Origin of the sequence: Asticcacaulis sp. AC460, assembly GCF_000495795.1 — a bacterium.
GTDB lineage: Bacteria > Pseudomonadota > Alphaproteobacteria > Caulobacterales > Caulobacteraceae > Asticcacaulis.
Window position 1 is genome coordinate 1 of record NZ_AWGD01000042.1, and the last position, 25,423, is coordinate 25,423.

At 62.4% G+C, this 25,423-nt stretch carries 25 protein-coding genes; 17 read left to right on the forward strand and 8 right to left on the reverse strand.

From position 1 onward, the window contains the following. Nucleotides 1-144: 144 nt before the first annotated feature. Together mdh and ABAC460_RS46190 are read right to left on the reverse strand one after the other, a co-directional pair. Nucleotides 145-1,107, reverse strand: a complete 963-nt coding sequence (gene mdh, locus ABAC460_RS46185) for a malate dehydrogenase (RefSeq protein ID WP_023455689.1) — start codon at nucleotides 1,105-1,107, stop codon at nucleotides 145-147. A 293-nt stretch (nucleotides 1,108-1,400) separates the two neighbouring features. After that, nucleotides 1,401-1,865 carry a hypothetical protein gene (locus ABAC460_RS46190; protein WP_155914760.1) on the reverse strand — a complete coding sequence of 155 codons (465 nt, stop codon included), beginning with the start codon at nucleotides 1,863-1,865 and terminating at the stop codon, nucleotides 1,401-1,403. Between the two features lie 375 nt (nucleotides 1,866-2,240). Between ABAC460_RS46190 and sdhC the strand changes: the two genes are divergently transcribed. The 10 genes from sdhC to ABAC460_RS46235 all read left to right on the forward strand — a co-directional run bounded on the left by sdhC (nucleotide 2,241) and on the right by ABAC460_RS46235 (nucleotide 11,123). Then, a complete protein-coding gene (sdhC, locus tag ABAC460_RS46195; protein WP_023455691.1) occupies nucleotides 2,241-2,618 on the forward strand; it encodes a succinate dehydrogenase, cytochrome b556 subunit in 378 nt (125 codons plus the stop codon). Beyond that, entirely contained in the window at nucleotides 2,615-2,998 is a 384-nt protein-coding gene (sdhD, locus tag ABAC460_RS46200) for a succinate dehydrogenase, hydrophobic membrane anchor protein (RefSeq protein ID WP_023455692.1), read from the forward strand. Before sdhC ends, sdhD begins: the two co-directional genes overlap by 4 nt. Beyond that, entirely contained in the window at nucleotides 2,999-4,789 is a 1,791-nt protein-coding gene (sdhA, locus tag ABAC460_RS46205) for a succinate dehydrogenase flavoprotein subunit (protein WP_023455693.1), read from the forward strand. It abuts the gene before it with no gap. Between the two features lies 1 nt (nucleotide 4,790). Beyond that, nucleotides 4,791-5,567 carry a succinate dehydrogenase iron-sulfur subunit gene (locus tag ABAC460_RS46210; RefSeq protein ID WP_023455694.1) on the forward strand — a complete coding sequence of 259 codons (777 nt, stop codon included), beginning with the start codon at nucleotides 4,791-4,793 and terminating at the stop codon, nucleotides 5,565-5,567. Between the two features lie 18 nt (nucleotides 5,568-5,585). Next, nucleotides 5,586-6,344: a hypothetical protein gene (locus tag ABAC460_RS46215; protein ID WP_023455695.1), complete on the forward strand. Its 759-nt coding sequence runs from the start codon at nucleotides 5,586-5,588 to the stop codon at nucleotides 6,342-6,344. 25 nt (nucleotides 6,345-6,369) lie between these two features. Beyond that, nucleotides 6,370-6,690, forward strand: a complete 321-nt coding sequence (locus tag ABAC460_RS46220) for a 2Fe-2S iron-sulfur cluster-binding protein (RefSeq protein WP_023455696.1) — start codon at nucleotides 6,370-6,372, stop codon at nucleotides 6,688-6,690. Nucleotides 6,691-6,840: 150 nt separating this feature from the next. Further along, nucleotides 6,841-8,379 carry a tryptophan halogenase family protein gene (locus ABAC460_RS46225; protein WP_031237493.1) on the forward strand — a complete coding sequence of 513 codons (1,539 nt, stop codon included), beginning with the start codon at nucleotides 6,841-6,843 and terminating at the stop codon, nucleotides 8,377-8,379. After that, the gene (locus tag ABAC460_RS46230) at nucleotides 8,372-9,853 is read left to right on the forward strand and encodes a tryptophan halogenase family protein (protein WP_023455698.1); all 1,482 of its coding nucleotides are present in this window, start codon (nucleotides 8,372-8,374) and stop codon (nucleotides 9,851-9,853) included. The genes ABAC460_RS46225 and ABAC460_RS46230 overlap by 8 nt, the downstream gene beginning before the upstream one ends. A gap of 23 nt (nucleotides 9,854-9,876) precedes the next feature. After that, the gene (locus ABAC460_RS50960) at nucleotides 9,877-10,008 is read left to right on the forward strand and encodes a hypothetical protein (RefSeq protein WP_023455699.1); all 132 of its coding nucleotides are present in this window, start codon (nucleotides 9,877-9,879) and stop codon (nucleotides 10,006-10,008) included. Beyond that, nucleotides 10,002-11,123, forward strand: a complete 1,122-nt coding sequence (locus ABAC460_RS46235) for an HPP family protein (RefSeq protein ID WP_023455700.1) — start codon at nucleotides 10,002-10,004, stop codon at nucleotides 11,121-11,123. The genes ABAC460_RS50960 and ABAC460_RS46235 overlap by 7 nt, the downstream gene beginning before the upstream one ends. 283 nt (nucleotides 11,124-11,406) lie before the next feature. Here the strand turns inward: ABAC460_RS46235 and ABAC460_RS46240 are convergent, their stop codons facing one another. Next, the gene (locus ABAC460_RS46240) at nucleotides 11,407-13,824 is read right to left on the reverse strand and encodes a PAS domain-containing sensor histidine kinase (RefSeq protein ID WP_023455701.1); all 2,418 of its coding nucleotides are present in this window, start codon (nucleotides 13,822-13,824) and stop codon (nucleotides 11,407-11,409) included. A 191-nt stretch (nucleotides 13,825-14,015) separates the two neighbouring features. On the opposite strand from ABAC460_RS46240, the gene ABAC460_RS46245 reads away from it, so the two are divergent. After that, nucleotides 14,016-14,618 carry a hypothetical protein gene (locus tag ABAC460_RS46245; RefSeq protein WP_023455702.1) on the forward strand — a complete coding sequence of 201 codons (603 nt, stop codon included), beginning with the start codon at nucleotides 14,016-14,018 and terminating at the stop codon, nucleotides 14,616-14,618. A gap of 14 nt (nucleotides 14,619-14,632) precedes the next feature. On the opposite strand, the gene ABAC460_RS48675 is transcribed toward ABAC460_RS46245, so the two are convergent. The 3 genes from ABAC460_RS48675 to ABAC460_RS46255 all read right to left on the reverse strand — a co-directional run bounded on the left by ABAC460_RS48675 (nucleotide 14,633) and on the right by ABAC460_RS46255 (nucleotide 18,157). Further along, on the reverse strand, nucleotides 14,633-16,030 hold the full coding sequence (locus ABAC460_RS48675; RefSeq protein WP_162150353.1) for a sensor histidine kinase: 1,398 nt from the start codon (nucleotides 16,028-16,030) through the stop codon (nucleotides 14,633-14,635). A gap of 139 nt (nucleotides 16,031-16,169) precedes the next feature. Continuing rightward, nucleotides 16,170-16,706 (reverse strand): ActR/PrrA/RegA family redox response regulator transcription factor, encoded by a 537-nt coding sequence (locus tag ABAC460_RS46250; RefSeq protein ID WP_031237502.1) that lies wholly within the window; start codon nucleotides 16,704-16,706, stop codon nucleotides 16,170-16,172. A 44-nt stretch (nucleotides 16,707-16,750) separates the two neighbouring features. After that, nucleotides 16,751-18,157, reverse strand: coding sequence for an ActS/PrrB/RegB family redox-sensitive histidine kinase (locus ABAC460_RS46255; protein ID WP_031237503.1), 1,407 nt, complete (start codon nucleotides 18,155-18,157; stop codon nucleotides 16,751-16,753). A gap of 31 nt (nucleotides 18,158-18,188) precedes the next feature. Here ABAC460_RS46255 and ABAC460_RS46260 point away from each other — a divergent pair, with 31 nt between their 5' ends. Next, nucleotides 18,189-18,803, forward strand: coding sequence for an SCO family protein (locus ABAC460_RS46260; RefSeq protein WP_023455706.1), 615 nt, complete (start codon nucleotides 18,189-18,191; stop codon nucleotides 18,801-18,803). Between the two features lie 92 nt (nucleotides 18,804-18,895). On the opposite strand, the gene ABAC460_RS0125280 is transcribed toward ABAC460_RS46260, so the two are convergent. After that, nucleotides 18,896-20,209, reverse strand: a complete 1,314-nt coding sequence (locus ABAC460_RS0125280) for an OmpA family protein (RefSeq protein WP_023455707.1) — start codon at nucleotides 20,207-20,209, stop codon at nucleotides 18,896-18,898. Nucleotides 20,210-20,627: 418 nt separating this feature from the next. Here ABAC460_RS0125280 and ABAC460_RS50020 point away from each other — a divergent pair, with 418 nt between their 5' ends. The 5 genes from ABAC460_RS50020 to ABAC460_RS46285 all read left to right on the forward strand — a co-directional run bounded on the left by ABAC460_RS50020 (nucleotide 20,628) and on the right by ABAC460_RS46285 (nucleotide 24,407). After that, nucleotides 20,628-20,972, forward strand: a complete 345-nt coding sequence (locus ABAC460_RS50020; protein ID WP_155914761.1) for a hypothetical protein — start codon at nucleotides 20,628-20,630, stop codon at nucleotides 20,970-20,972. Further along, the gene (locus ABAC460_RS46270; RefSeq protein ID WP_155914762.1) at nucleotides 20,969-22,459 is read left to right on the forward strand and encodes a linalool dehydratase/isomerase domain-containing protein; all 1,491 of its coding nucleotides are present in this window, start codon (nucleotides 20,969-20,971) and stop codon (nucleotides 22,457-22,459) included. Before ABAC460_RS50020 ends, ABAC460_RS46270 begins: the two co-directional genes overlap by 4 nt. 105 nt (nucleotides 22,460-22,564) lie before the next feature. Continuing rightward, nucleotides 22,565-22,972 carry a diacylglycerol kinase family protein gene (locus ABAC460_RS46275; protein ID WP_031237507.1) on the forward strand — a complete coding sequence of 136 codons (408 nt, stop codon included), beginning with the start codon at nucleotides 22,565-22,567 and terminating at the stop codon, nucleotides 22,970-22,972. Nucleotides 22,973-23,061: 89 nt separating this feature from the next. Beyond that, on the forward strand, nucleotides 23,062-23,583 hold the full coding sequence (locus tag ABAC460_RS46280; RefSeq protein WP_023455712.1) for a PadR family transcriptional regulator: 522 nt from the start codon (nucleotides 23,062-23,064) through the stop codon (nucleotides 23,581-23,583). Continuing rightward, on the forward strand, nucleotides 23,580-24,407 hold the full coding sequence (locus ABAC460_RS46285; protein ID WP_023455713.1) for a hypothetical protein: 828 nt from the start codon (nucleotides 23,580-23,582) through the stop codon (nucleotides 24,405-24,407). The genes ABAC460_RS46280 and ABAC460_RS46285 overlap by 4 nt, the downstream gene beginning before the upstream one ends. On the opposite strand, the gene ABAC460_RS46290 is transcribed toward ABAC460_RS46285, so the two are convergent. Beyond that, a complete protein-coding gene (locus tag ABAC460_RS46290) occupies nucleotides 24,395-25,258 on the reverse strand; it encodes a LysR family transcriptional regulator (RefSeq protein ID WP_023455714.1) in 864 nt (287 codons plus the stop codon). The two genes, ABAC460_RS46285 and ABAC460_RS46290, sit on opposite strands and share 13 nt — an antisense overlap. Nucleotides 25,259-25,423 lie beyond the last annotated feature (165 nt).

A 25,423-nucleotide genomic window follows, 5' to 3' on the forward strand; every position in this document is an offset into this window, starting at 1 on the left:
CCAGGACGGCTTCGATATCAAGAACCTAAAATGGGTCAGGCTGAGCCGAAAAGTGCTGGTTTCGAGAACCGGAGCGGAGCGTACGTTTGTACGTGAGCACCGGAAGCGCAGAAAACGGCACTTTGCAGGCCAGCATCACCCATTTTAAGCCAGCGACGGGTCAATCGTCTTACAGGCGGCAATCAGCCCCTGGACCGACTCGACGGACTTGGCGAACATCGCCTTTTCGTCTTCGTTGACCGAGAACTGGACGATGCGCTCGGCGCCGTCCTTGCCGATGACCACCGGCACGCCGACATAGAGACCGCGCAGGCCGTATTCACCCGACAGATAGGCGGCGGCCGGCAGGACGCGCTTCTTGTCCTTCAGGTACGAGGTGGCCATTGCAATGGCCGATTCCGCCGGAGCGTAGAAGGCCGAACCGGTCTTCAGCATTGCGACGATTTCGCCACCACCACCACGGGTGCGCTTCACGATGGCGTCCAGTTCGTCCTGGGTCATGAGGCCCTGGGCCACGACTTCCGGCAGCGGCAAGCCGCCGACGGTCGAGTGACGAACCATCGGGACCATGTCGTCGCCGTGACCGCCCAGGGTCCAGGCGTGGATGTCCTCGACCGAGACGCCGGTCTTTTCGGCCAGGAAGTAGGCAAAGCGCGCCGAGTCGAGCACGCCGGCCATGCCGACGACCTTTTTGTGCGGCAGGCCGGAGAATTCGCGCAGCGCCCACACCATCGCGTCCAGCGGGTTGGTAATGCAGATGACGAAGGCGTTCGGGGCGTAGGTCTTGATGCCTTCACCGACGGCCTTCATGACCTTCAGGTTGATGCCGAGCAGGTCGTCGCGGCTCATGCCGGGCTTGCGCGGCACGCCGGCGGTGACGATGCAGACATCGGCGTCGGCGATGGCCGAATAGTCGTTGGCGCCCTTCAGGCTGACGTCGGAGCCGAACACGGCCGTGGCTTCGGCGATATCGAGCGCCTTGCCTTGCGGCGTACCTTCCATGATGTCGAACAGGACGACATCGCCCAGTTCCTCACGGGCAGCGATGTGGGCCAGGGTCCCACCGATCATACCCGCACCGATCAAAGCAATCTTCGCACGCGCCATGGGAACTCCCCTTAATACTATTGCGCCAAAATTTTAAGGGAGCGTCTAATCCCTAAAGGGCTTTGGCGCAAGAGCTTGCTGCAAATGCGAATGAAACTGAATCAGACGGAAAATTCTTCTCCCTCTCCCCACTTGAGGGGAGAGGGCAGGTGTGAGGGGTTGGTTCGGCCGGAAACTGTAGAAACAGAACACCCTCAACCCCTCACCCGATCGCTTTCGCTTCGCTCAGCTCTCGTCCTCTCCCCTCAAGTGGGGAGAGGGAATTTTTGACGTACGATCAGCAAGTTAGGCGGTCAGCCACCCGCTGCCCGGGTCAGTACCACCGGCGTCTTTTCACCGGCCACGTTCATCGAAGTGCCCCGCCAGGTGCCATTCGCATCCTGACGCAGATGCAGGATGACCGGCGACTTGGCCTGGCCGACGAAATAGTTGACCTCCAGGTCACGCCCGACCAAGGTCGCATCCGACACAAACCCCGAACCGTTCAAACCGTAACCGCCGGCCGAAGACCGCCAGGCGCCCTCAATCTGGCCGCCCGATTGGCGCAGCTCCAGGCTGATCAATTTCTTACCATCGTCGGTCGACACCTGCCAGGCGCCCTCCATTTGGCCGCCGCGCGTGGCGGACGCCTGCTGCAGCCGGGAATCATAGCGCGCTTCCGACTCGCTGCGCGGCTGCTCATAGTCACGGCGGTAGTCATTGACGGTGACGGGTTCTTGCGCAATTAGCGCGGCCGACATCAGAAAAACAGACAACACTTTGATTTACTCGCACAACAGGTTTGACTGGTTATGAAAGGTGTCACGGGCACCGCCGCCACCGCAACACTATGACCTCAACATCAGGGTCTTAAGATTTCTTTCACCCGATAAGGGAACAACGCAAATCGGGCGAAATTAGGATTCAATGGGATTTTGCCGGTCACCGCTGCGTGATCATCGCGTTATGCCACGCAGGGCGGCAAAATCCCTTGTGCGACATAATGCTTTGTTGACACAGCGGTTTCAGCGTCTAAAAGACCCGTGATACCGTAAGGCTTTTTTGCGGCAATGCCACTGCCGTTTGCGTTAAGGATGAAGGTCCGGTTCATGTCGGAAAAGACGTTAGCTCCTCGCCCCCTACCTCCCCGCCCGATGTCGCCTCACCTGCAAATCTGGCGTTTCCATTTCACCATGTTCAGCTCGATCATGCACCGCATCACAGGTTCTGCCGCGATTGGCGGCGTTGTGCTGATTGCGGCCTGGCTGGTCTGCCTGGCGCTGGGACGTGACACCTACACTCTCTTTACCCAATATGCTGCCTCGCCGCTGGGCCTGCTGGTCTGGTTCGGCCTCTCGTTGGCAGGATTCGTCCACCTCACCGGCGGCCTTCGCCACCTGATCTGGGATACCGGCGCGTCGTTCGAGCTCAAGAAGGCCAATGCCCTGACCGCCTGGACTTTCGCCCTGGGCATTGTCTTGACCCTCGCCTTCTGGGCGGTCCTGTTCGCTACCGGAAAGGTGACGCTGTGAGCCACGATCCCATCAACCGTTCGGCCCAGTCCTGGAAAAAGTCCGAAAAGCACGGCGCCGGCGAATGGTTGGCCGAACGTTTCACCTCGATCGCCCTGATCCCGCTGGTCCTTTGGGCCGCCTACGCCGCCTTCACCATCGCCGGCACCGGCTATGACGGCGCCCTGGCCTTCGTGTCGAAGCCCTTCAACATCCTGGCCATCGCCGCCACCATGCTGATCACCGCCTGGCACATGTATATGGGCGTGAAGGTCATCATCGACGACTATATCGGTAAGCCCGGCACCCGCGGATTCCTTCTTTTCCTTACCTTTGCCCTGAGTGCGGCCGTGGTTGCGGCCACTGGCGGGGCGCTCTGGCTCGTGTACCAGGGGGCGTAAATGACCAAGTCCTACAACATCATCGAACATGAATACGACGTCGTCGTCGTCGGCGCAGGCGGTTCGGGCCTGCGGGCCGCGCTCGGCGCCGGCCAGGCCGGCCTGAAGACCGCCTGTATCACCAAGGTCTTCCCGACCCGTTCGCACACCGTCGCCGCCCAGGGCGGCGTCGCCGCCAGCCTCGGCAATATGGGCGAGGACAAGTGGCAGTGGCACATGTACGACACCGTCAAGGGGTCGGACTGGCTGGGCGACCAGGACGCCATCGAATATCTGGTCCGCAACGCCCCCCAGGCCGTCTATGAGCTGGAACACTGGGGCGTGCCCTTTTCGCGCACGGAGGACGGCAAGATCTATCAGCGCCCCTTCGGCGGCATGACGCGCAACTTCGGCGAAGGTCCGGTCCAGCGCACCTGCGCCGCCGCCGACCGCACCGGCCACGCCATGTTGCACACCCTGTACGGCCAGTCGGTGCGCAACAATGTCGAATTCTTCATCGAATATTTCGCGCTCGACCTGATCATGGACGGCGATGTCTGCCGCGGTGTCACCACCTGGCAGCTCGACACCGGCGACATCCACGTCTTCCGCGCCCACCTGGTCATCTTGGCCACGGGCGGCTATGGCCGCGCCTACTTCTCGGCCACCTCGGCCCACACCTGCACCGGCGACGGCAATGCCATGGTGCTGCGCGCCGGCCTGCCGTTGCAGGACATGGAGTTCGTGCAGTTCCACCCCACCGGCATCTACGGTTCGGGCTGCCTGATCACCGAAGGCGCGCGCGGCGAAGGCGGCTACCTGACCAACTCGGCCGGTGAGCGCTTCATGGAACGCTATGCCCCGTCGGCCAAGGACCTGGCCTCGCGCGACGTCGTTTCGCGCTCGATGACCATGGAAATCCGCGAAGGCCGCGGCGTGGGGCCCAAGAAGGACCACATCCACCTGCACCTGGACCACCTGCCGCCGGAAATCCTGCACAAACGCCTGCCGGGCATCTCGGAAAGCGCCAAGATCTTCGCCGGCGTCGACGTGACCAAGGAGCCGATCCCTGTCATTCCGACCGTCCACTATAATATGGGCGGCATCCCGACCAACTATCACGGCGAAGTCCTGACCAAGAAGGGCAGCGATCCCGACACGGTCGTGCCGGGCCTTATGGCCGTGGGCGAAGCCGCCTGCGTTTCGGTCCACGGCGCCAACCGCCTCGGCTCCAACTCGCTGATCGACCTGGTCGTCTTCGGCCGCGCCGCCGGCATGCGCGCCAAGGAGCTGGTCCAGCCCAACACCCCGCACAAGGCGCTTGCCGCCGGCAATGTCCAGGGTCACCTGGATCGTCTCGAAAAGTTCCGCACCGCCTCGGGCGCAACCCCGACCGCCGTGCTGCGCGACCGTATGCAGCGCGCCATGCAGGAAGACGCCGCCGTTTTCCGCACCGGCGAGACCCTGGAACAGGGCTCCAAGCGCCTGACGGATATCTTCCTGGCGTCCGCCGATATCGGCATCAAGGACCGCGGCCTGATCTGGAACACCGACCTGGTCGAGGCTTTGGAATACGATAACCTGATCTCACAGGCCGTGGTCACGGTCGACAGCGCGCTGAACCGCAAGGAATCACGCGGCGCCCACGCCCGCGAGGACTATCCAAACCGCAACGACGACGATCTGATGAAGCACACCCTGACCTGGATCGATCTCAAGTCGGGCGAAACCAATATCGATTACCGTCCGGTGCACACCTACACCATGACCAACGACATCGCGTACATCGCCCCCAAGGCACGGGTTTACTAAGATGGTTGAGCTTACCCTTCCCAAGAACTCCCAGGTTAAACAGGGCAAACGCTTCAAGGCCGCCAAGCGGACCAAGACGACGCGCACCTACAAGATCTATCGCTTCGACCCGGATACCGGCGAGAATCCGCGCTGGGACACCTATGAGGTCGACTCGGCCGATCACGGTCCGATGCTGCTGGACAGCCTGATCCACATCAAGAACAGCATCGACTCGACCCTGTCGTTCCGCCGCTCGTGCCGCGAAGGCATCTGCGGTTCGTGCGCCATGAACATCGGCGGCCGCAACACCCTGGCGTGCATCAAGGGCCATGACGAATTCTCGGGCGAAATCACAATCGCGCCGCTGCCGCACATGCCGGTGGTCAAGGACCTGGTGCCCGATCTGACCGGCTTCTACAACCAGTACGCCTCGATCGAGCCCTTCCTGCAGGCCAAGACGCCGGACCCCGAAAAGGAACGGCTGCAGACCCCGAAGAACCGCGACAAGCTGGACGGCCTCTACGAATGCATCCTGTGCGCCTGCTGCTCGACCTCGTGCCCCAGCTACTGGTGGAACCAGGACAAGTACCTGGGCCCTGCGGCCCTGCTGCAGGCCTATCGCTGGATTGCCGATTCGCGCGATGAGAATCGCAAGGAGCGACTGGAAGCGCTGGAAGATCCGTTCAAGCTCTACCGTTGCCACACCATCATGAACTGCGCCCAGGTCTGCCCCAAGGGCCTGAACCCGGCCAAGGCCATCGCCGAGATCAAGAAGCTTATGCCCGCCAAGGGGTAAGCTGAAAAGAGATTATATATGTCCGACCCCGGCCTGATCGGCTCCATCCTTTCGAAGATTTCCGGCCGCACCGAAGCGGCCGTCCGAAAGGATGAGCTGGCGGTTCTGGCGGAACGGCACGGTACCGACAAGGCTTCCGGGCACAGCTATACGCAGCATTATCAGCACCACTTCGCCGACCTGCGCGACCGGGCGGTGAACCTGCTGGAAATCGGCATCGGCGGCGAAGGCGACGAACAGGCCGGCGGCAATTCGCTGCGCATGTGGCAGGACTATTTCGCCAAGGGCCGAATCGCCGGGCTCGACATCGTCGCCAAGCCGAACGTCAAGGGCGAACGCATCCACACCTATCAGGGCTCGCAGGCCGATCCGGTGATCATCGGCAAGATGGTCAGCGACCTGAACGGCGGCCGGTTCGACATCATCATCGACGACGGCAGCCACCGCTCCGAACACGTCATCGCCAGCTTCTACATGCTGTTTCAACACCTGGCCGAAGGCGGCTGGTATGTCATCGAAGCCCTGCAAACCAGCTATTGGACACCCTATGGCGGCGGCCTCACCCTGGCCGACAGCCACCAGGCCTCCATGCCCTTTTTCAAGAGCCTGGTCGACGGCCTGAACTGGCAGGAAATGCACCGCCCCGGTTATCAGCCGAATTACTTCGACATGAACATTGTCGGCATGCACTTCTATCACAATCTTCTGTTCATCCGGAAAGGCGCCAACACAGAGGGCAGCAACGTCGTCAAAAACAACGTCTTTCCGAACCTGTAAGCCGCCGCATCGCCCCACCGAGACCATGGCCAAGATCACCTATATTGAACATAGCGGCAAGGAACACGTCATCGACGTGAAAACCGGCCAGAGCGTCATGGAAGGCGCCGTCAAGAACAACATCCCAGGCATCGACGCCGACTGCGGCGGTGCCTGCGCCTGCGCCACCTGTCACGTCTATGTCGATCCGACCTGGACCGATCGCACCGGCACGGCGTCGGTTATGGAGGAGTCCATGCTCGACTTCGCCAATGACCTGCAGCCGAATTCGCGCCTGTCGTGCCAGATCATCGTCTCTGACGCTCTGGACGGCCTGGTGGTGCGCATGCCGGAAAACCAGCACTGACCGGGCAGTCGTTGCAAAAGTAGACACGTTGCTACAGCGTGGCGAGCGCGGCACAGCCAATTCTCGAATAAATTAAGGCGCTTACATCCCCCTTGACCGTTTGGTATATCACGGTCAAATACGTAAAAATCGTTGGGAAGGATGCGCCGAATGGAGACTCAAACTCCGCGCAGGATCGTTATATTGGGCGGGGGCACCGCCGGATGGATGCTGGCCGCCTCGCTGGTGCGCACCTTCGGGCCGCACCACGCCACCGTACGCCTGATCGAATCGGGCGACATCGCCATTGTCGGGGTGGGCGAATCCACCCTGCCACAGGTCCGCGACTTCAATGAATTCCTTGGCGTCGACGAGGTCGAATTCATGCGCGAAACCAATGCGACCTTCAAGCTGGCCATCGAATTCCGCGACTGGGCACGACTGGGCGACCGCTATTTCCACCCCTTCGGCAGCCACGGCCACGCCATAGCCGGCGTCCCCTTCTTCCAGTGCTTTCTGCGCGCCAAGGCCCATGGCCACGACTTCAATATCGACGACTTCTGCTACCCCAGCGTCGCCAGCCGCGAACAGAAGTTCGAGCTGCCGTCGGAAGACTTAAGCTCGATCCGTTCGACCTACTCCTACGCCTACCATTTCGACGCCTATCTCTACGCCGCCTATCTGCGGCGCTGGTCGGAAAAGCGCGGCCTGCGCCGCACCGAAGGCACGGTGGTCGACGTCACCCTGCGTCCCGACGACGGCTTCATCCAGTCCCTGACCCTGGCCTCCGGCGAGGTGGTAGAGGGCGACATCTTTATCGACTGCTCCGGCTTCCGCGGCGTCCTGATCAATCAGGCCCTCAAGATGGGCTGGGAGGACTGGTCGTCCTGGCTGCCCTGCGACCGCGCCTGGGCCATTTCCAGCGATCTCGACGACGACGGTACCGCCACGACGCGCTGCACGGCGCGCGAGGCCGGCTGGCAGTGGCGCATTCCGTTGCAGAAGCGCATCGGCACCGGCTACGTCTTCTCCAGCCGCTTCACCACCGAAGAGCGCGCCCGTGAGGTCCTGCTGCAGAACCTGGACGGCGCCGCCCAGGGCGATCCGCGCCTGATCAAGTTCCAGTCGGGCCGGCGCAAGAACTCCTGGTACAAGAACTGTATCGCGCTTGGCCTGGCCAGCGGCTTCCTGGAGCCACTGGAATCGACCAGCATTTACATGTCGCAGATCGCGGTGAACTTCCTGATGCGCCTGTTCCCGGGCCACCCTGTCGATCCCGCCCTGGCGGAGGAATACAACCGGCTGGTCGACATCGAATATACCCGCGTCCGAGACTTCCTGGTGCTGCACTACCACGCCTCGGCCGAGCGCAAGGGCGACCTGTGGCACCATGTCCAGACCATGCAGCTGCCCGATTCGCTGGCCGAGAAGATGGACATCTTCAAACGGCGCGGCCACATCCACCGCTACAAGGACGGACTGTTCTCGCCGGCCAGCTGGATCGCCGTCTATACCGGCCAGCGGATCGAGCCCGGCGGTTACGACCCCCAGGCCGACAATATCGACCTGGACAGCATGCTGGGGACCATGAACGACCTGCGCGACCGCATCGCCAGCAACGTCGCCACCATGCCGGGCCACTACGACTTCGTGCGCCGCCATTGCCGCCTTTCTACCAAGTCTGCGAAATCGGGGAAGTCCCATGCTTAAGTCCCCCATTCGCAAGGTCGTCATCGTTGGCCGTGACGAAGCCCTGTGGCTGGCCGCTAACGTCCTGTGGAACTCGTTCCGCCGGACCGGGCTCGAGATCGTGGCGGTCGAACTGCCGTCCCAGCTTCGGCCGGCCGACGTCATCCCGACCCTGCGCAACCAGCAGGCCTTCCACGACCTGATGCGGATCAAGGAAGCGCCGCTGATGGCCGCGACCCAGGCCACCTTCAGCCTGGGCCAGCGTTTCATCGGTTTTTCGGAATCGCGCCCGCCCTTCCTCCACGCCTATGGCGACTCAGGCTGGGCGATCAACCGCGTCGCCTTCCATCACCAGTGGGTCAGGGCCCGGGCCAAGGGGCTGGACGTGCCGTATGACGACTTTTCGCTCAATGCCATGGCCGCGCTCCAGGGGCGGTTCTTCGTGCCCGCCGGCGATACCGAAGGCCAGGAATGCGACTACGGCTACCATTTCGACGCCTCGGCCTATTGCCAGGTCCTGAAGCAGGTCATCCTGGAAAGCGGCATCGGCCACGTGGCGGCGGCGCGGCTGAACGACGTGTCGCGCGACCCGGACAGCGGCGACATCACCGCCATCACCCTGCCGGACGGGCAGACCGTGACGGGCGACCTCTTCGTCGACGCCACGGGGGCCGAAAGCCTGCTGCTGGGCGCGGCCATGGGCGTCCCGTTCCAGTCATGGGCGCAGTGGTTCCCCTGCGACCGCATCCTGACCACCCGGGCGGCGCCGATCAAGGCCATGCCGGCCTTCAGCCAGGTCACCGCCCATCATGCCGGCTGGGTCGCCCAGTTCCCCCTGCGCAACCGCACCGCGGTCCAGCAAGTCTATGCCGGCAGCCAGATGACCCAGCAGGACGCGCTGGACACGGCGGCGCGGATGGCCGCGACCGAGTTTGCCGAACCGGTCGTCAGGTCCTTCACCGCCGGCCGGCGCCAGGCAGCCTGGTCCCACAACTGCGTCGCTATCGGCGAAGCGGCGGCGGTCTTCGATCCGATCGACAGTTGCTCGATTCAGGTGATCCTGACGGGGCTGTCGCACCTGACCTCCCTGCTGCCGCTGGATCGCGACATGGCACCGGAAGCCAGGGAATATAATCTCAATGTCCTCACCAGCCTGGAACGGATCCGCGACTACCAGATCTGCCATTACAAGCTGAACCAGCGCCAGGGCGAACCCTTCTGGGACCGCTGCCGCGCCATGGCTGTGCCCGACTCGCTGGCCTATAAGCTGCGGCTGTTCGAAGCGCGCGGCCACCTGGTCGAATACGACGACGAGACCTTCCTCGACTACGACTGGCGCGCCATGCTGATCGGGCATGGCCTGATCCCGCGCGCCTACGACATTGTCGCCGACCACCTGCCGGAAAACGAACTGGCCGAACGCCTGCAGAAGATGCTGGGCTTCATCAAGACGCGGGTCCAGGCGATGAAGCCGATGGACGCCCATTTCACCTGATCGAGTCGCAGGGAGTAGAGACTGTGCAAAATCCCATACGTAAAGTCGTTATCGTCGGCGGCGGATCGGCCGGCTGGATGCACCTGCCGACGCACGAGGAATTCATCCCCCGCAACTGCGCCTCGGATGACCTGACGGGGATGATGACATGGTGAACCTGCGCCAGCTTGCGGCCGGCTTTTATCCGCGGTCCATGGCGGTCAATTTCCAGGAACGCCTGCGCAGTTCGCTGGGCGCCGCCTTCGGCATCGCCTTTACCGCCATCGTCAGCCTGCTGATCGCGCGGGCCTTCCACCTGTCGCCGTGGCTGGTGGCGCCTCTGGGTGCCTCGGCCGTCCTGGTCTATGCCGTCCCCTCCAGCCCTCTAGCCCAGCCCTGGTCCGTGGTCGGCGGCAATACGGTCTCGGCCCTGGCTGGGCTGATCATCGGCAACCTGATCCCTGATCCGGCCCTGGGCGCTGGCATCGCCGTCGGCCTGGCCATCGGCGCCATGTTCACCCTGCGTTGCCTGCATCCGCCGGGCGGGGCCATGGCGCTTCTGGTGATCCTGACCGGCGCCAAGGCGTTCGAGTTCGCCGTCTTTCCGGCCCTGACAAACTCGCTGCTGCTGGTCGGTTTTGGCCTGCTCTACAACAACCTGACGCGCAAGCCCTACCCTCACCCGGTCATGGCCGCGCCGAAGGAGGCGTCCGGCCTGCTGCGCATCACCCAGACCGACTTCGCCGAGGCGCTGGCCCAGCACAATGAGGTCCTGGCCATCGACACCGAAGAGCTGAACCAGCTCCTGCGGGCCAGCGAACTTATCGCCTACAAACGTATGGCAGGCGCCTTGACCTGCGGCGACATCATGACCCCAAAACCGGTGACCGTGGTGTTCGGCACGTCATTGCGCGACGCCTGGCAGGTGATGAAGGCGAACGACATCAAGGCGGTACCGGTGGTTGACCGGGCCGGACGGGTGTCGGGCCTGCTGTCGCAGGACGATTTCAGCCGCGAAGCCGAAGCGTTAGAACCGCAGACGCCTGACAAGGGTCTGGCGCGGCTTCTGGAGCCGGTCCGGACCGTACATACCGACAAGCCCGAGGCGGCCGGCCAGATCATGTCCCTGGTCTATGCCTCGGTTCAGGCAAGCGATCTGGTGGCCGAGGTCATGCCGCGCTTCTCGGAAGGCGATCATCGTCATGTGCTGGTGCTGGATGACAAGAAGCGGCTTGTCGGTGTGATCAGTGCGTCCGACATGATGCGTGCCCTGTTCCATAAGGCCGCGTAACTCTTTTCGAAGGGCTCCAGACTCGTTTCTTCTCCTCCCCATCTTGATGGGGAGGTGGCGAGCAAGTGAGCCAGGCCGAAGGCCAATGGCGAAACGCGTCGAGACGGAGGGGTCCTTTTGGCGGCCCGTAAGTACGGTATTATTTTAAATATTCAATAATGGATTCACATTTACGTGAGTCATGGTTAAGCTAACCATTCATTAATCCATAGTTGATTCATTTTCGCATCAAGAACGCCGTTATAACGACTCATCACAGCCAAATTTCGCTGAATCCGACGAATTACGCCACATCGGCGACCGTATTTCCGCTTTTGGGCCCGTCATTGACTGCCGCCGGCACAGACTTGGCGGCCACAGGCGTCTCCCGGCCCACCAGGTTCTGCTTGGGCAGCCGGATTTTGAAGCTGGCGCCCTCGTTCGGCTCGCTTTCCAACGTGATCCAGCCGCCATGCAGCTCGACCAGCGCCTTGACCAGGGCCAGTCCCAGGCCGGGACCACCACGCTCACGACCGATATAGCGGTCGAAGATATGCGCCTGGACGTGATAGGGAATGCCACGGCCGGTATAGGCGACTTCCAGCAGCAGGTTGTCGCCGTCCTTGCTGGCGTTGAGGTTCACCGAACCGGCAGCGGTAGCGTTGCGCACCGCATGACCCAGCAGGTGATCCAGGCACTGCCCCAGCCGGCGGCCGTCGACATGCACCAGACCGGCTTCGCGCACGCCACTGTAATCGAAATGGACGCTCTTCGATTTGAACGCATCAGCCTGGCGCGCGGCGGCTTCGGCGACGATGTCGAGCAGGCGGACATCGCCGGTCGATACCGACATTTCCCCGGCATCGATCTGGGCCATGTCCAGCACGTCGTCAATCGATCGCGCCAGTTCCTGGGCCGCCGCCTGGATCGAGTCGAGATAGGCCTTCTGCTTGGTGTCTTGGCCGATATTCTGGGCGTGCAGCAGGTCGGCATAGCCGACGATCGTGGTCAGCGGCGTGCGCAGTTCGTACGATACATTGGCGACAAACTCACGCTTCAGCCGAACCGACTCATTCAGCGCCTCGTCGCGCGCCTCGATCGCCTTTTCCAGCGACCGGGTGGCGGTGATGTCGGAGAAGACGACCAGGGTGGCGCCGTCCGGCAGGGGCTGGGTGCGCCACTGCGCCAGACGGCTGTCGGACAGCTTGATTTCGCCCTGCTGCGGCGCGCGGGCCAGCGGATCGGTATCGGTCACCCGCGCCTTCAGCTCGGCCCAGAAGCCGCGATCATGGACCAGCGGCAGGCACAGTTCGGCAATATGGGCAAAGTCCATCACCGCGGCGATGTCATCGCTGCGCAGGTGCCAGAACTTGTCGAAGGCCTGATTGCGCAACCGCAAACGGCCGTCGCTGCCATAGACCGAAACGGCCTCATTCAATTGATCTAGGGTCGATTTCTGCACCTGGATCAGGGCGTTGAACTGAGCCTTCAGCTTCAGTTCACCGGTCTTGTCCGAGAACAGAATCAACAGCCCGCCCAGCGGATGCGGCTGACGCACGACGCGTAAGCTGCGGCCGTCGGGCAGGCTCCACATCTCGTCATCGGCGGTGTGGGTCAGGCCGAAGAACTCGGACTCACGTCCCTTGAAGCCGGCATAGTCGCTGGTTTCGGGCAGGCGGCGCTTCTGGCGCAGGCGGTCCAGCCACTCGGCATGGGTCGGACGTTCGGCCAGCCAGGCCGGCTCCAGTTCCCACAACTTCTCGAAGGCGCGGTTATGGAAGGTCAACTGGCGTTCCGGACCGAAGATGGCGACGGCGTCTTCCAGGCTGTCCAGGGTCTCGTCATGGGCCTTGGCGTGACGCTTCAACGCCTCGCGGCTGTCCTCGGCCTCGGTGACATCGACGGCATAGGCGCAGGTATAGGCTTCGTTGAGCGGCTCGGCGATGACCTGGAAGGCGCGGCGCTGACCGCTGACGGTCAGCCAGCGGAAACCTTCGCGGCGTGCGCGCGATTCGGTGGCGTCGCTGACCAAGGCATCGGCGCTGCGGTCGAGCGTAGCGCCATCGCGCAGGGCCTGTTCCAGGTTCTGGACCTCGGCGGCCTTCAGCCAGGCTTCGTTGGCCCACACCATGCGACCGTCGCGGGCGCAGATCCAGCATGGCGCCGGCAGGTGTTCGGCCATCTGGGCGAAGGGCCCCGACGACAGGGATTGCTTGGCGCCGGCGATGGCCAGGCGGATCCAGGCGGTAGCGCCTGAGGCTTTACCGTCGATGACCAGGGTCAGGCCGGCCGGCTTGGCGGCGATCAGGCCGGGAATATTGTCGGCGAACACTTCGAAACGGCAGGTCTTGCCCTCGGCGATCAGGGCCTTCAGGCCCTTGGCGGCATCGGGGGAAGTTTTGCTCAGCGCCTCGACCACCTGGGGGGCGCGTTCGGAATCGTTAGCCGTCCGGACACCCAGAGCTTCGGCGCAGGCTTTCAGCGTATCGTCACCCCAGACCAGGCGGACAGCGTCGCCTTCTACGGCCAGGAAGGCTTCATCGAACGCCGACGTCGCGGCGTCGAGTTCGCTCAGCATGGTTTCCTTGACGAAGAGGTCGCCCTTGAGCAGGTCACGCGCCTTGGCCAGCTTAGACCGGGTGCGCCAGGCCAGGTAAGTAGTGGACAACGCCAGCGCCATGGCGCCGGCGGCCGCGGTGTAGGCGATGGAAGCTAAGGCCATGCGGGGCTTTCCGTACGAATCACTGGTACTCTACTCTAAACTATGACGATTCGCCTTAAATATGAAAATGCCGTTAACCATAGTTACCAATACGTTGTGATCACTTTCGCATGTGTAGCATTTTTCGGTGCCCTGACGTTTGCAAACGCGGTAGTTTGAGGTAGAAGCTATAGATCAAAACGTGAACAAATATGTCGCTGACTGCCTACCCTGTCGCCAAGGACGCCCATGAGGCCTTAGCCCTGTTGAAACAGGGCCAGGCGAAGCGTGCCGCCCGCGAAAAAGAGGCCGAAGCGGCTGCCGATGCGCGGGTGGCCTTCGTCACCCAGTCTGTCGGTCCCTTGTACGAAGAAGAGGCGGAGGCGTTGAATATCTATGCCGGCCTGGTCGAGGACCATCGGCCGGGGCACATCTTCCTGCCCCCGGTGGAGGCCCGGTTCTGCAAGCTGACCTGCCGGATGAAGGACGTGCCGGTGCGGCGGTCGAAATCCGCCCAGCCGGTGTTTGCCGACGGCGAGCGCTGGGCGAAGGCTTCGGCGCCCCTGGAGACAGTATGGCAGTTGTCGATCAGCTACTGGAAGGTGCTGGACGGCGCGCCGGCGTCACGGCCAGGCCCGGCGGGCAATGCGAAAGACCTGCGGAAGCGTGCGAAGAGGGGTCAGTTGACCCCGGAAGAAATGCTGAGCCTGATGGACAGCCCCCTGATCTCGCCCCGGCCGCAGAAGGCGCTGGATTTTGGGCTGTTCGACTTTATCCCGCCGGACAATCCGGGGATCGTGATTGCGGACGAATAAACCGGGATGTCGCTCTAAGCCGCGGCGGCGGCGGACACCGTGGTTTCAGGCACCTTGCCCAGCGTAAAATAGAAACGCGCCCCCTGCCCCGGCGCCGGTTCGACCCAGATCCGTCCCCCATGACGCTCGACGATCTTGCGGCAGATGGTCAGCCCCAGCCCGGTGCCCTTATAGGTATCCCAGGTGTGTAACCGGCGAAACGCCTCGAAAATCTTCTCACCATCCGCCGGCGCGATTCCGATGCCGTTATCGGTCACGCAGACCTGCCAGCGCCCCTCGGCCTCGACGGCTGAGACGGTGATGATCGGCGCCTGGCCTTCCGGCTGATAGGTCATGGCGTTACCGATCAGATTTTCCAGGAGCCTTTGCAACTGAACGGGATTGCCCGACACTTTCGGCAGGGCCTCGCTTTCGATCCTGGCGTCGGTATCGGCGATTTTTTGTCCCAGGTTGGCCCGGACATGAACCAGCAGGTCATCAAGATCGACGGCCGTGACCTCCAGGGGTTCGTGTTTGAGCCGGGAGTAGCGCAGCAGGTCCTGAACCATCACATGCATCCGGCTGGCCGATGTGCTGATGATACCGAGATAGCGCCGCCCCTTTTCGTCCAGGCGGTCCTTGTAGTCCTCAGCCACCATCTGGCTGAAAATATTGACCATGCGGACGGGTTCCTGCATGTCGTGCGACGCGACGTGCGCAAACCGCTCCAGTTCCGTATTGGATTCCATCAGTTCATCCAGCAGGCGTTCGCGGTTCTCGTCCGCGACGCGCGCGCGTTCGATCTCACGCATGATAAAATGCTGTACAATCCAGAAGGTCAGCCCCGCCGTCACCAGGATCCACACCAGAGCCACGGCAAGGAAACTAACCGCGCGTTCCCGGCGATAGGCCTCGGCTCTGGCCGTCGCCGCCTCTAACGACTGGCGGGTTGCCGTGACCACGCGATCGATATCGTCCTGGAAAATAATACGTTCGGGACGATCCGCCAGCCCGATGGCTTCGGCGGCGGCGGGCCCCTGCGCCACGGCAACCTCGCTAAGCCGGCGGCGAACCTCGACAAAATGGCGGGCGCGCCGCTCCAACCCATCGAGACCAACGTCACGGTCGGCCGTTCCCTTGCTCCGCCATTCCGCCAGAACAACCTCGATATCCTCAAGATCGCGATCGAGCCGGGACGCGAACATCCGCGTCTCGTCCTTCGAGCGGGAATGATAAATGCCGCGCGATTCCATCACCGCCGAACTAATCAGCCGGTTCAGACGCTCGCCCATATAGGCATTCTCAGAGGCCCGGCCATAGTCGGCCATCATTCGGTTGTAGTCGGACAGGGTTGACAAGCCGAACAGCATGACGCCCAGCGACATGACGATCAGGACACCGATCAGTATGGAAATCCGTGTGCGCAGAGTCATGAACAGCATCCAATTCCCGCGGGATGACGCCTCAATCCTTGGCATAGTGTGACACGCTTCCCTGTTTCTGCGCGATTATATCAGCGTTCGGTGAATCGCGACATAGCCTAAATCGGCTCACCGGCCGGCAGCAAAAAACTCATTTGGGCGCCCGTTTCGCCAGAATGCGCTGCAAGGTCCGCCGATGCATGTTCAGCCGCCGCGCCGTCTCCGAAACATTCTGACCGCACAGGGCGTAGACACGCTGGATATGCTCCCACCGCACCCGATCGGCCGACATCGGATTTTCCGGCGGAACCGGCGCCGAGTCCTCAACCACCAGCAACGCCTTGACCACATCATCGGCATCCGCCGGCTTGGACAGATAGTCGATCGCTCCAGACTTCACCGCCGCCACGGCGGTTGCGATATTGCCGTAACCCGTCAGCATGATGGCCCGCGCCTCCGGCCGCGCCTTATGCAACGCTTCGATCGCCTTCAGCCCCGAACCGTCGTCCAGGCGCATGTCCATAACCGCAAAGGCCGGCGGCGCCCTGGCGATGATATCCAACGCCTCATGGACGCTTTCTGCCATGGTGACAACGAAGCCGCGCGCTTCCAGGGCCCGGCCCAACCGGTTGCGGAACGGCGCATCGTCATCCACGACCAGCAGCGACTTGTCGGCCAGAGCCTCCATCTTCGCGGCCACGGCGGCCTTCACATCGGTGACAACTTCTTCGGTCATGAGAGACCTCCTTCGTCCGTCCACAGGATATCCATCTGGTCGCGCCGCCACAAGGCCCGCACATAGGCGCCGCCCCCGTCACGGTTGCCGAAGGTCACGCGTGCGCCGGTATGTTCGCACAAGGTCTTGGCGATGAAAAAACCAAGCCCCATCCCGGAATAGGACCGGCCCTCGACCTGGGGTGCATCTTCACCGAACACCCGCGACGACACATAGGGGTCGCCCAGCCGCGACAATATGTCCGGTGAGAATCCGGCGCCATTGTCCTCGATATTCAGCGCCACGAAACCGTGTGAGACTTCGAACCGGACCCACACCACGCTTTTGGCGAAATCGACGGCGTTTTCGACGAAAGCCGCCCAGGCGTGCAGCCATTCCGGCCGCCGCAGGATCATCATCCCCGCCTCCCGTTCCGGCGCCACCGTGCGGCCTTCGCTCAAGACCTCGATGATGATCTCCTTGCGGTCCTTGCGATAGGGGGCGGCAATGCTCTCCAGGAAGGCGCGCACCGGCATCTGGTCGTAGACCGAATCCCGCGTCTCCGGCTTTTGCGACAATTGCTTGAGGATGTCGCGGCACCGCTGGCTTTGCGACACCAGCAGTTCGGCGTCCTCATACAGAGGATCGGCCTTTTTCAGACTGTGCAGCATCTCCTTGGCCACCACCTGGATGGTGCCCAATGGCGTGCCCAGTTCATGCGCCGCCGCCGCCGCCAGCCCGCCCAGGGCCGACAGGCGCTGCTCGCGTTCCAGCACCGCCTGGGTTGCTGCCAGGGCATGTTCCATGCGGTTCGACTCCAGCGCCGCCTGCCAGGCATAGCCGGCGGTGAAGGCCGTGCCCAGCAGGATGGCCGCCAGGAAGCCAAAACGATAGATGTCTGGCAGGAGGAAGGTTTCGCCCGGCCGCCACGGCAGAGGCAGATGCCAGAAGGCGATGCCAGTGGTGGCCAGCATGGCGACCACGACCACAATCAGGGCGTGACGCGCCGGCAGGTTGGCGGCGGCCACCGTGGCCGGCGCCACCAGCATCAGGCAGAAGGGATTGTTCAGCCCGCCCGTCACCCCCAGCAGCAGGGCCAGTTGCACGGCGTCAAAGCTAAGCTGCAGAGCGGCCTCCCAGCCGCGCATGCGCTGCACGAACCGCCGGCCGACCGTAAGGATGATGTTCAGCCAGACGCTGGCGGTGATGATGCTGAGCGTGAGCCACAGCCGGATCTCGTAACGGAAAGCAAAGGCGATCAGCAGCACCATCGCCGTCTGGCCCAGTATGGCCAGCCAGCGCAGCATGACCAGGGTACGCAGACGCAGGTGGTCCTTCTCGCGGCCCAGCGGGCCAAGTCCGTTTCCTGGCCCTGCGTCATCCGGTCCATTGAAAAAGGTGCCCAGTCGCTCTAAAGCGGTCATCCACGGCTCCTGCATATCGGGCGAGACATAGATGACAAAATTCCGGCTGGCAATCATCGCCGCGGCCTTCCTGGCCCTGATCGGCCTGGCCGGTCTCAACTACTACGTCAATCTGAGCGGCCCGCCGCGTAGCGCAGCAACCGATCTCGACCCGTCAAAACTGCCCGGCGGCGCCTTCACCCTGACCGACCAGAACGGCCAGGTGGTGACGGAAAGTAAGCTGAACGGCAAATGGACCGCGGTCTTTTTCGGCTACACCTATTGTCCCGACTTCTGCCCCCTGACACTGCAAGCCCTGGCCCAGGTCCAGAAGCAACTGGGCGGCAAGGCGAAGGACTTCCAGGTCGTCTTCATCAGCGTCGATCCCGCACGCGACACGCCTGCCAGCCTGAAAGCCTATCTCGACAGCGGCGGCATGCCGAAAGGCGCCATCGGACTGACCGGCACGCCGGAACAGGTCGACGCCGTCGTCAAGGGCTATCACGCCCAGGCCAGCAAGGTCGGCGAAGGCGACACCTATACCTACCAGCATTCGACCGTGGTCTATCTGATGGACCCGAAGGGCCGTTACAACAGCTCCTACGGCTATGGCCTCAAGCCGGAAGAAATGACCGGCATGATCCGCGAGGCCATGGCCGGCAAATAAAAAGGCCTCCCCGTCCTTGGACGAAGAGGCCTTGAGGCTTGTTGATAGGGCTTCTTCAGGGCCGGGTTTTTATCTGTTGCCCGCCGATCTTTCTACTGCCCAATCGAAATCGTGGCGCGGCGGTTTTCGGCGTTCTTGATGCCGTTGCCGGTCGGAACCGCCGGCTGGCTTTCGCCCTTCCAGTCGGTGCTGACCACCGAAGCCGGCACACCCATCTGGATCAGGCCCTCGGCCACCATGCGGGCCCGGTTCTGCGACAGCTGGATATTGTAAGGCGCCGAACCCGAGGTGTCGGCGTGGCCGGTGACGGTCACGGGAGCACCGGGCTGGCTGCGGGCCTGCTGCGCGGCGGCCGAGATCACGGCCTGGCCGTCAGCCGTCGGCGTGGCGCTGTCGAACGGGAAGTAGACGGTGAAGTTGCGGCGGGCGGGCGGGGCGACCGGCGCTACGACCGGCGACGGCGAGCTGTAGGTTTCACCCGAAGACACGGTCTGTTCCGGCGGCGGGCCGACATCGGCAGCCGGACCGCGCGGCGCACCGAACGACCAGCGCAGACCCAGGGTCAGCGAATGGTCGCGGATCTTGCCCGACAGGCGGCCTTCGTAGACTTCCTCAACCAGATTGGGCCCATAGGCTTCGGAAACCGCAAAACTTTCCGGCGCAAAGCCATCGCAATAGGGCGAACAGTCATTGTTGTATTCGTAATAGGACACGTCGGCGCGGACATCATAATTGACCTTGGCGACCTCGAGATAGCGATAGGTCAGGTCGATATTGAGACGGTCCGATACCTGCCAGGCCAGGCCGGCAATGACCTGGCCGGCGGCGGCGGTCTTGCTGGAATGGATGGTATAGGTCTCGGAATAGTCTTCGTCCTGATAGGCTCCGACATAGTCGGCCTTGATCTTGACCCCGCCCAGGCCCACGCCGACGAACGGATGCAGGCGGCTGTCGGGCGAGATATCATAGATGACATTGACCATCGCCGAAGTCAGGTCCAGCGAACCGCGGCCGGCCTCGGCGGGGTCATAGCCGGAAACGATGCTGTTGCGGATATCACCCTGACGTTCGCCGTATTCCAGTTCGGCGCGCCAGTGCGGCGAGAACTGGTTACCGGCGCGGGCGAACACGGCGGCCTTGGCCTTGGTGTCCAGTGCGAAACCATCGCTCTCTTCGATGTCTTCGTTGATGGCGGCGGCCGCTACGGCCTCGGCGGAAGACGACGATCCCTCATCGCTTTCCGTGCGCGAGACCAGGGTGACATCGCGCAGCACCAGCTTCTGCTGGTCCATATCGTGGACACCGGCATCGGCGGCGACGTACCAGCCGAGCTTGGTATCGGCGGAAGCGGCGGCGGCCATCAATGAGACGGCGCAGGCCAGAACGGCGGCGAGCTTGAGGCGCATGACGCACCCTCCAAAAGGCAAAATCATATTTAAGAGAGACTTAAACCTATCAGAAAGCCCGACACGCCGACATTCGGTTATCCGAATTGGGGCAAGATCGTGGCGTTATGCGTCTTTTGGGCCGCAGTCAGCGGTAACGGCCTGCCAAATCGGGCCTATCTTCGCGCAGGGCACGAATCCAAATCTTAACGACGCCCCCATCACGAGTCTTCAAAACGGATCGCGGGCTTGTGAATGGCGCCCGAGGCCGGTTTTTGGTACTCTGACCTTACGGGCTGAGCTCGTACCCTAACTCCGGATTTTTATCTCGGAGCCGACACAGGCTAATGTGCCTAACAGAAGGCCTCTCACCCCAGGTGAGAGGCCTTCGTTTGTTAAGACCTGGTGTGTTAGGAGGCGTGATCTTCCGGAAACTGCCGTGCCCGCCCGTCTTCCCGACCACACCCGCATCTTCGGTCCCGTCAGCCAGCGCCATGTCCTGCGTCTGACGCTGCTGTACGCCACGATACTCGGTCTTGGCTTTGCCCTGGCTGAACTTACCGATTCCGCGCATCTGCAAACCTTTGGCCTTGGTCTCGTCCTGCCGGGCGGAGGCTTCCTGGCCCATTACGACCTGACAACAGCCGCGGGCCTGTGGCACCTCGTTGCCTTTGCCGCCGGAGCGGGCTCATTCGTCCTGGCGCTCGGCATTTGGTTCGGACCGGCAATGTGTTGGCCCCGCCCACGGTTTGGATCGCTACGGCCATCGCCGCAGCCACAATGAACCATGGCCCTCCCACCGTACACGCCATCGCGACCGCCGCCGCGATTGTCGTCGCCGGCGCCGTCGGCCTGGCGGTCGTTACCCTGATACGCTTTCGCATGGCACAAAGCCGTCGCAAGGCTGACAATCTCTATCTGGCAACGGCAAGTTGGCCTACCGTCAGCCCCGATCCCTCCCTACCGGAAATGACCCCGCAGGACCTGGAGCACCTGCGATTTGCGCTCGATCGCGCCCTGCAGCCCGTTGACAGCTTTGACGGCTTCGAGCATCTCGACCCGTTCCAGACCGCAGCCCTCCGCTACCAAGTCAACTTCCTGGCCTACGGTATCGCCATGCACCAGGCGCGCTTCACCCCGGCTTTCGGCGGCTATATGCGCGAAGCCCAGATACGGCTGCTGGACAAGATGGCGCAACCTCGGGTGTGGTCCTACTGGGCACTGGAAAATTTTTGGGGCAATCTCAGCCTGGACGGCGATCCGGTCGGCCGGGAAAACATCATGTATACCGGCTTCGTCGCCCTGCAGATGGCTATGTTGCGGGTCACAACCGGCGACAATGTCTTCACTCAGCCTGAACGTTTTCGACTTGATAAGCGGCGCGCCCTGAACGAAAGCGATTTTGTCGCCCAACTCGTCAGCGAACAAAAACGCTCCGCTTACGGATTGATTGCATGTGAGCCCAACTGGATCTACCCGCTGTGCAACACCATCGGCATGAGCGCCGTCAAAACCTCGGCACCGGATGCCTGGCGGGACATCGCGCCGAAAATCACCAACAGCCTCGACAGTGAATTTCTCGATGCCTTCGGGCGATTTGTGCCGTGCCGGTCCGCCCGCACAGGCTTGGCTCTTCCGGCTGTCGGTGGCGCCATGCCCCTGGCCATGCCATGCTTCTTTTTAAACGCCATCGCGCCGGACATCGCCGCCCGCCAGTGGCTTTTGCTGCGTCGCCGGCTATTCGATAGCCGGGATCGCTTCCGGCCTGCCGCCTTCTGGCCGATCGATACCGGCAATTATGGCTTTTCACGAGCCAGCGCCTACACAGCCGTTGCTGTCGCCGCTGCGGAACTGGGAGACCGTGAGGTCTATGACGCCTGCATGGCAGCGCTGGACCAGGAATGCCCGGTTCACAGTCGCGAAGGCGTTAGACACCGTGACCGCGCTTCGGTTTGGTCCCATGGCGTCGAGCTGATGGCGCGCGCTACCGTCGCGAACAGCTTTCGAACCCTGACGGAAGCTCAAATCGCGCAGGGGCCACGCCTGGAGGGCCTGCCCTACCCGAAGGTCCTGGTCGCCTCCGCACATGCCGCCGAGGGCGGCCTGATCGCGGTGGTTCATGGGGGAGGTGTTTATCCGACCACAATTACCGGCCTGATTCCGCACCATGTCTATCGCTGCCAGGCGGCAACCGCGACAGCCGGCGCCGACGGTTGTCTGCGCTTTGATCTGGCCTTGACCGGCCGAACAGTTCTAAGGGTTCGGGCCTGATGGCATGCTGCGTCCTGATGGCCATGGTTTTTGGCGCCGGCCTGGCGGTGAAGGCCGCCATTTTCGGTCGGCGCGGAGACCGGGCCCAAATGTGGAGACGAAAAGATGACGGATAGGTCGCGGTTCTCGGTGATGTCACGCCTGCGCAGCTTCGGTTATGCCTTCCAGGGGCTGATCTTCACACTGAAGACTCAGCACAATGCCTGGCTGCACCTTGTTGCCACCGTACTGGTTGTTCTGGCGGCCTCTTTTCTGGGCGTAGACGCCGCGGACTGGCGATGGCTGATCGTCGCCATAGCGATGGTTTGGGTGGCCGAGACCTTCAACACCGCCGTCGAATATGTTTGCGATGTCGTTTCGCCCGACTACGCCGAAGCCGTCAAACGCGCCAAGGACATCGCCGCCGGCGCCGTACTGATCTGCGCTTTCGCCGCGGCCCTCATCGGCATCCTGACGCTCTGGCCCTATGTCGACGCCTATATCCGAGTGCTTAGCGGCCCGGTCCAGCTTTAACGAAATGAACCGCCTGGCCAAGATGACGCGGCCTATTGAAATTTCGTACGATTCGTATTATCCAAAATACGTAATACGGATCGTACCAAATGACGCCCTTGAACTATGCCTTGCTGGGATTGATCCGCGCCGAAGCGCGCAGCGGCTATGCCCTGCGCAAGGTGTTCGAGACCACGCCCATGGGCAGCTTTTCCAGCAGCCCGGGCAGTGTCTACCCGGCGCTGAAAAACCTGCAGAAGGCCGGCGTTATCGAAAGCCGCCCGACGGGTAAGAAGAGCGTCTTTGCCATCACCGGCGCGGGAGATGCTGCCTTCGAAGCCTGGCTGCGACAGCCGGTCACGGCCAGTGAAAATACCGACATCGCGCTGCTGCGATTCGCCTTCCTGCACGACTATCCCGACCGTCAGCTGTCGCTGGCCTTCCTGCTGTCCTATGCCCGGGCCTGCCACGACAAGATCGTCGGCCTGAAGGCCTTCATGACCAGCGACACCTGGCAGCAGATGCCGCTGCAAACCCGCCTGGCCGTCCAGCACGGCCTGCGCATCACCGAAGCCGCCGCAGAATGGGCGGCGGACGCCCACCTTCAATTGAGTGAGGAGATCAAACCATGAAGTTCGCCGCAAAATGCCTCGGCCTGTGGTTGGCCATGGTGGCCACAACCATGATCAGCGGCATGATCCTGTCGCCCGGCGCCGCACCCCCGACCGCCGGAGAGCCGCTGACCGCCTTTCAGGCCATGGCCATCGTCTATGCCGTTCAGGCCATCGTCATCGCAGTTCTGGCCGCCAATATTCATCTGGCCCGGTTGCCCAAGGTGATCGTCCTGTTCGTCATCATATTCGGCACGATAACCCTGATGTCGTGGATCGAAGCCATCTTCTTCAATGCGTCGCTGAAAATGTCGTCCGCCCTTTTGACCTTCATGTTGGTCAACGGCGCGATCAGCGCCGCCGTGGTCGCGATCGTCAGTGCCTTCCTGTGGCCGTCAAAAGATTCGCAACCCCTGACCAGCCTGGGCGGATTATGGTGGAAGCTGGCGGTCATCTCACCGCTGTATGTCTTCGCCTACTATGCTGCCGGTACCTTTATCGCCTGGCAGAGCGAAACCCTGCGCGCCTACTACGCCCAGGGCATCAATATCGACCAGAGCCTGCTGGTCCCGCTGCAGGTCGTACGCGGCCTGATGTGGGGCGGGCTGGCAGCCATCATCGTCAAATCGGTCCATGGCTCCGCATTGTTCCGTGGTCTGATGGTCGGCATTACCCTTGCCTGCCTGTGCACCATCGTCCTGCTCATGCCCAACCCGGTCATGCCGTGGCCGGTGCGCCAAATCCACTTCGTCGAGGTCTTCGTATCGAACTTCCTTTTCGGCTGGGCTGCGGGCGCCATCCTGCTGGCCGGCGAGCGCAAGCCGGCCGTACCTCAGCCGGCGTAACGGATCGCAAACGCCTCGAAAGCTCGGGCCGCCGCTTCCAGGCGGTCCGGCAAGGCATAGCGCGGCCGAAACAACGCCACTGTACGGCGCGGATTGAACCCGGCCAGCGGTATCCGGACCACATCCTCCGCCTGGTAGGACTGGGGCATGACGGTAATACCCACCCCGGCCCCGACCATGGCCAGAGCCCGTTCGTCCTGGGCGGTGCGGTACACCAAAGGTGGGCGGACATTGCGGTCGGTAAAGTGCCGCGACGTCTCCGACAACACTTCGCACCGTGAACGGACGATCATGCTGTCATTGGCCAGATCCTCGCCCTGGATCTCGGTTGAGCCGGCCAGACGATGGTTCAACGGCAAGGCCAGTTGATAGCCTTCCTCGAACAGCGCCACCGAAGTGTCGTCCTCGACCCGACGCAGCGACAGGGCAAAATCGACTCCGCGCTCATCTAGCCGGTTCAGCAGTTCCTGCTCGGTGCCATCGATCAGGTCGAAGCGGATATCGGGCCGTTCCCTTAAAAATCCTTCCAGCAGCCCGGCGACCCAAGCCGCCGGCAAGGTCTGCAGAACTCCCAAACGCAAAACATTACTGCTTTCGGTCTGCGACAGCTCGGCGGCGGCCATATTGACTTCGTGCAGGATGGCCTTGGCGCGCGGCAGGAAGCGCGTCCCCGCCGTGGTGAGAAACACCCGCTTGTTGCTGCGAACAAACAGCTCGACGCCCAACTGCTCTTCCAGCCTTTTGATCCCGGCCGACAGGGTTGGCTGGGTGATCAGGCAGGCACTTGCCGCCTTGGTGAAACTCCCCGTTTCAACCAGGCTGAGGAAATAGCGGAGAAGATAAAGTTCCATAGATCACATCTATAATCACGATAGGTTTAATTCATTTTCGCAATACACGTAAATGGGATAGTTTCCGTACGCTCACGAGACCGACCTTTCTTCTCCTCTCCACGAAGTGGGGAGGGGACCGCGAAGCGGTGGAGGGGTATCTTGCTGACGGTCGATCAAACGACA

Bases quoted from the DNA above. Each gene is read 5' to 3' on its own strand.
- ABAC460_RS46235 (WP_023455700.1), top strand. From the start codon at position 10,002: ATGGTGAACCTGCGCCAGCTTGCGGCCGGCTTTTATCCGCGGTCCATG.
- ABAC460_RS46245 (WP_023455702.1), top strand. From the start codon at position 14,016: ATGTCGCTGACTGCCTACCCTGTCGCCAAGGACGCCCATGAGGCCTTA.
- ABAC460_RS46275 (WP_031237507.1), top strand. From the start codon at position 22,565: ATGACGGATAGGTCGCGGTTCTCGGTGATGTCACGCCTGCGCAGCTTC.
- ABAC460_RS46210 (WP_023455694.1), top strand. From the start codon at position 4,791: ATGGTTGAGCTTACCCTTCCCAAGAACTCCCAGGTTAAACAGGGCAAA.
- ABAC460_RS48675 (WP_162150353.1), bottom strand. From the start codon at position 16,030: ATGACTCTGCGCACACGGATTTCCATACTGATCGGTGTCCTGATCGTC.
- ABAC460_RS46290 (WP_023455714.1), bottom strand. From the start codon at position 25,258: ATGGAACTTTATCTTCTCCGCTATTTCCTCAGCCTGGTTGAAACGGGG.
- ABAC460_RS0125280 (WP_023455707.1), bottom strand. From the start codon at position 20,209: ATGCGCCTCAAGCTCGCCGCCGTTCTGGCCTGCGCCGTCTCATTGATG.
- ABAC460_RS46255 (WP_031237503.1), bottom strand. From the start codon at position 18,157: ATGACCGCTTTAGAGCGACTGGGCACCTTTTTCAATGGACCGGATGAC.
- sdhC (WP_023455691.1), top strand. From the start codon at position 2,241: ATGTCGCCTCACCTGCAAATCTGGCGTTTCCATTTCACCATGTTCAGC.
- ABAC460_RS46230 (WP_023455698.1), top strand. From the start codon at position 8,372: ATGCTTAAGTCCCCCATTCGCAAGGTCGTCATCGTTGGCCGTGACGAA.
- ABAC460_RS46225 (WP_031237493.1), top strand. From the start codon at position 6,841: ATGGAGACTCAAACTCCGCGCAGGATCGTTATATTGGGCGGGGGCACC.
- ABAC460_RS46260 (WP_023455706.1), top strand. From the start codon at position 18,189: ATGACAAAATTCCGGCTGGCAATCATCGCCGCGGCCTTCCTGGCCCTG.
- mdh (WP_023455689.1), bottom strand. From the start codon at position 1,107: ATGGCGCGTGCGAAGATTGCTTTGATCGGTGCGGGTATGATCGGTGGG.
- ABAC460_RS46280 (WP_023455712.1), top strand. From the start codon at position 23,062: ATGACGCCCTTGAACTATGCCTTGCTGGGATTGATCCGCGCCGAAGCG.
- sdhA (WP_023455693.1), top strand. From the start codon at position 2,999: ATGACCAAGTCCTACAACATCATCGAACATGAATACGACGTCGTCGTC.
- ABAC460_RS46285 (WP_023455713.1), top strand. From the start codon at position 23,580: ATGAAGTTCGCCGCAAAATGCCTCGGCCTGTGGTTGGCCATGGTGGCC.
- ABAC460_RS46250 (WP_031237502.1), bottom strand. From the start codon at position 16,706: ATGGAGGCTCTGGCCGACAAGTCGCTGCTGGTCGTGGATGACGATGCG.
- ABAC460_RS46270 (WP_155914762.1), top strand. From the start codon at position 20,969: ATGAACCATGGCCCTCCCACCGTACACGCCATCGCGACCGCCGCCGCG.
- ABAC460_RS46215 (WP_023455695.1), top strand. From the start codon at position 5,586: ATGTCCGACCCCGGCCTGATCGGCTCCATCCTTTCGAAGATTTCCGGC.
- ABAC460_RS46240 (WP_023455701.1), bottom strand. From the start codon at position 13,824: ATGGCCTTAGCTTCCATCGCCTACACCGCGGCCGCCGGCGCCATGGCG.
- ABAC460_RS46220 (WP_023455696.1), top strand. From the start codon at position 6,370: ATGGCCAAGATCACCTATATTGAACATAGCGGCAAGGAACACGTCATC.